This window comes from Microcystis sp. LE19-41.2A (assembly GCF_027530405.1).
GTDB lineage: Bacteria > Cyanobacteriota > Cyanobacteriia > Cyanobacteriales > Microcystaceae > Microcystis > Microcystis aeruginosa.
The window spans coordinates 1-2,937 of the sequence record NZ_JAPZQJ010000293.1 but is presented as its reverse complement, the minus strand read 5'-3'; the positions used below and the strand labels follow the sequence as shown (position 1 = coordinate 2,937).

The following is a 2,937-nucleotide window of genomic DNA, read 5'->3' as shown; positions in this document are numbered from 1 at the left end:
AAAAACTTTTTCAGCAGACCCTAATTAGGGGTCTCAAGACCCCCCTAGCGGCCACCGAGAAAACCTTGACCAGCTAAGTATTTTTACTCAAGTCTCTGGAGGGGGACAGCTTATGTGACAGTTGAGGGTGCGGAATGTGGGCTTGAAATGCTCACACAGCAAACGGATAACAAAATTGGTCAATTGTCAATGGCGTTTGAGATGCGCTGACCCCGGATCATTAATTGCCTCTTGGGAGAATTGATAAATTGCCATTATTTTAAGCCATATTCTTCTCTTAATCTTGTTTTTAACTGCTCAAAAACTAATTCCCCATCGGTTACATTACCCGCTAAAATTTGCTCGGTTGCACTATCAATTTTTTGCCGTAACTCCTCTAATTGATGGTTAGTTTCCTGACTATCTTCGCCTAAAATAATAATTTCTACTCTTTGACTGGATCGAAAGGGTAAATCGGATAAAATTAACTGATGTGATCGCTCAATTGTCACATATTTTTTGTAAGCATTCATATTAGTTTTACTTTCTTTAATTCTGCTAATTTAAACTCTTAACCACTAACAACTCATTCCCCCGGTCATCAATTACTTTAACGGCAATTTGCCGATGTTCTCCCACTGCAAAAGGTGCGCTGGTTGTCCCTGCTAGATGTTCCCAGACTGATTCCTCATAGGTTCCCTTTAAAGCTTTCTTAATCGAATCCCAAGTGCCGGTACGGGGAAAAATGCCTGATTGACGTGGAAACATAGGCCGTTGTAGTCAGTATCGAGAAACCAAGCGGGGACATTCTTACCCGGTTCTGAGTCCACTTTCATTGTAACCGGGTCAAACACATCCAACCCCAATAACTCCACTTGATATTTACTCTCAGCGATGGGATTAATCCTAATCTCTTTTGTGTGGGGAGCATCTCATTTATGCAAGTGCGTAATTATACTTATCCCTAAAACTGTTTTCTAGCAAGGCTTTCAAAATAGCTTGACATAAAAACCTGATTTAGGGGTTACAAAGGTGAGATGCTCCCCTTTGTGTGCCACTATTCATAAAAAGGGTCCGCCACCTGAAAAGCCGCCCTCCTTGGCCAGAAGCGGTCAGAATGATTGCTTCTCTTGGGGGTTTTTTAGGTAGAAAAGGCGACGGTGAACCAGGTGTTAAAACTATTTGGTTGGGACTGCGAAGGTAACATGATATCAGCCAGAATTGGAAACTATCTCATCAAATTAGTCCCCCAATAGAACCCCCTTGAGCCATCTTGCAGACTTTTCTCTTTTTGTCAAATTTTATGTTAAGAAAGATGTGACTAATGGATAGGGGGGGCAGGGGGGATCGAACCTAAAATCCATTTTTAATTTAATTATAACCAGCTACTTATCATGTTTGATTCTCCTGTTGATCTTCTCATTCTCTCCAATGGCCCTGGAGAAATATCTACATGGGTGCGTCCAGTTGTCAAGAGATTGCGACAAAACTTAACAGAAGATCGATCGCTGTTGCGGATTTCGGTGATTCTTTCCCCTTGTACTCATTCTATGGGGGCGGAAACGGAAGTAGTTAGGAAATATCCAGAGGTCGATCGAGTCCAGTCGCCAGAAAACTTCTTTAATTTTCTTTTCTGGGGAAAAACCGCCGATAATTGGGATTGGCACCCCAAGGGCATCGTTTTATTTTTAGGGGGCGATCAATTTTTTGCCCTCACCATCGGTAAACGTTTGGGTTATCGCACCGTTATCTATGCGGAATGGGAAGCGCGTTGGTATCGGGGTATCGATCGCTTTGCCGTGATGAATACAAGTGTATTAAAAAATATTCCTGAACAATATCAATCTAAATTTACCGTTATCGGCGATTTAATGGTGGATTTGCCCACTGCTATCACCCCCGATGACACTACCTTAATTGCACTCCTCCCGGGTTCCAAACCCTCGAAATTAGCCCAGGGTGTACCCCTAACCCTAGCCATTGCTGAAAAGATACACGCGCAGGCTCCCCAGACTAAATTCTTGATTCCCGTCGCTCCTACCCTAAATTTAGCTTATTTAGCGAAATTTGCCGATCCTAGCTATAATCCGATGATCACTAAAACCGGTTGGAGTGCTGCCCAATTAAAAAACGGAGAAAAACCCTATCTAGAAACAGCCAAAGGTTTAAAAGTTGACTTAATTACCGATTTTCCCGCCCATAACCAGCTTTCTCGCTGTCATTTAGCTTTAACGACGGTGGGAGCTAATACTGCCGAATTAGGGGCGCTGGCAATCCCGATGATTATTTTACTACCGACTCAGCAACTAGACGCGATGAGAACTTGGGACGGTTTACCCGGTTTATTAGCCCAACTGCCGGGGGTGGGTTCTTTATTTGCTAAGATAATTAATCTCTATATGTTGCGAAAAAAACGTTTATATGCCTGGCCAAATATTTGGGCCGGTGCCGAAATTGTTCCGGAATTATTGGGGGAATTACAACCAGAAGAAGTGGCAAATATGGCTATATCTTGGTTAGAAAATCCCGAACAATTAGAGGCTATCCGGCAAAAATTGCGGGCAGTGCGTGGGCAAGCAGGAGCAGTGGATAAGTTAGTATCTATTATTGCCGAACAACTGTCTAGTTTCTAAGCAATCAGAGAATTAAGCTTGTTGGTTATATAGCAATTCCCATAGTTGTGAGGTACAGAGTCTTAGGTTTTGAGGAGTCAGGAGTCAGGAGTTAAGATTTTGGTGTACCTCATGAGATTGGGAAACGCTATAATTAAATTGAAGATAGATTTTGGGTTCGATCCCCCCTGCCCCCCTTGATAAGCTATCCCTTATAGGGATCTTTCTTAACAATTTTTGCAGTAAGCACTCCAACCCTTATCCTGACTTGATTTCAGTTTTTTCTTTGTCAGTAAGGGTGTCAACAAGGAATATTACAAATTGTTAACCGAGTCTTGAAAGCCTT

The 2,937-nt window shown here is 42.5% G+C and carries 3 protein-coding genes and 1 pseudogene; 2 read left to right on the top strand and 2 right to left on the bottom strand.

Going from position 1 to position 2,937, the window contains the following annotated elements; all coding sequences use genetic code 11:
- Nucleotides 1–254: 254 nt before the first annotated feature.
- Nucleotides 255–512 carry a hypothetical protein gene (locus O9290_RS12595; RefSeq protein WP_002761013.1) on the bottom strand — a complete coding sequence of 86 codons (258 nt, stop codon included), beginning with the start codon at nucleotides 510–512 and terminating at the stop codon, nucleotides 255–257.
- Between the two features lie 25 nt (nucleotides 513–537).
- Entirely contained in the window at nucleotides 538–747 is a 210-nt protein-coding gene (locus O9290_RS12590; RefSeq protein WP_002761011.1) for a hypothetical protein, read from the bottom strand.
- A gap of 279 nt (nucleotides 748–1,026) precedes the next feature.
- On the opposite strand from O9290_RS12590, the pseudogene O9290_RS12585 reads away from it, so the two are divergent.
- Together O9290_RS12585 and O9290_RS12580 are read left to right on the top strand one after the other, a co-directional pair.
- Nucleotides 1,027–1,246: pseudogene (locus tag O9290_RS12585) on the top strand (IS4 family transposase); the annotation flags it as partial.
- Nucleotides 1,247–1,373: 127 nt separating this feature from the next.
- Nucleotides 1,374–2,612: a glycosyltransferase family protein gene (locus O9290_RS12580; protein WP_288058210.1), complete on the top strand. Its 1,239-nt coding sequence runs from the start codon at nucleotides 1,374–1,376 to the stop codon at nucleotides 2,610–2,612.
- The last annotated feature ends 325 nt before the right edge of the window (nucleotides 2,613–2,937 follow it).

What these genes read in the sequence shown, in the direction of transcription:
- O9290_RS12595 (WP_002761013.1), bottom strand. Translation starts at nt 512, where the DNA reads ATGAATGCTTACAAAAAATATGTGACAATTGAGCGATCACATCAGTTA.
- O9290_RS12590 (WP_002761011.1), bottom strand. Translation starts at nt 747, where the DNA reads ATGTTTCCACGTCAATCAGGCATTTTTCCCCGTACCGGCACTTGGGAT.
- O9290_RS12580 (WP_288058210.1), top strand. Translation starts at nt 1,374, where the DNA reads ATGTTTGATTCTCCTGTTGATCTTCTCATTCTCTCCAATGGCCCTGGA.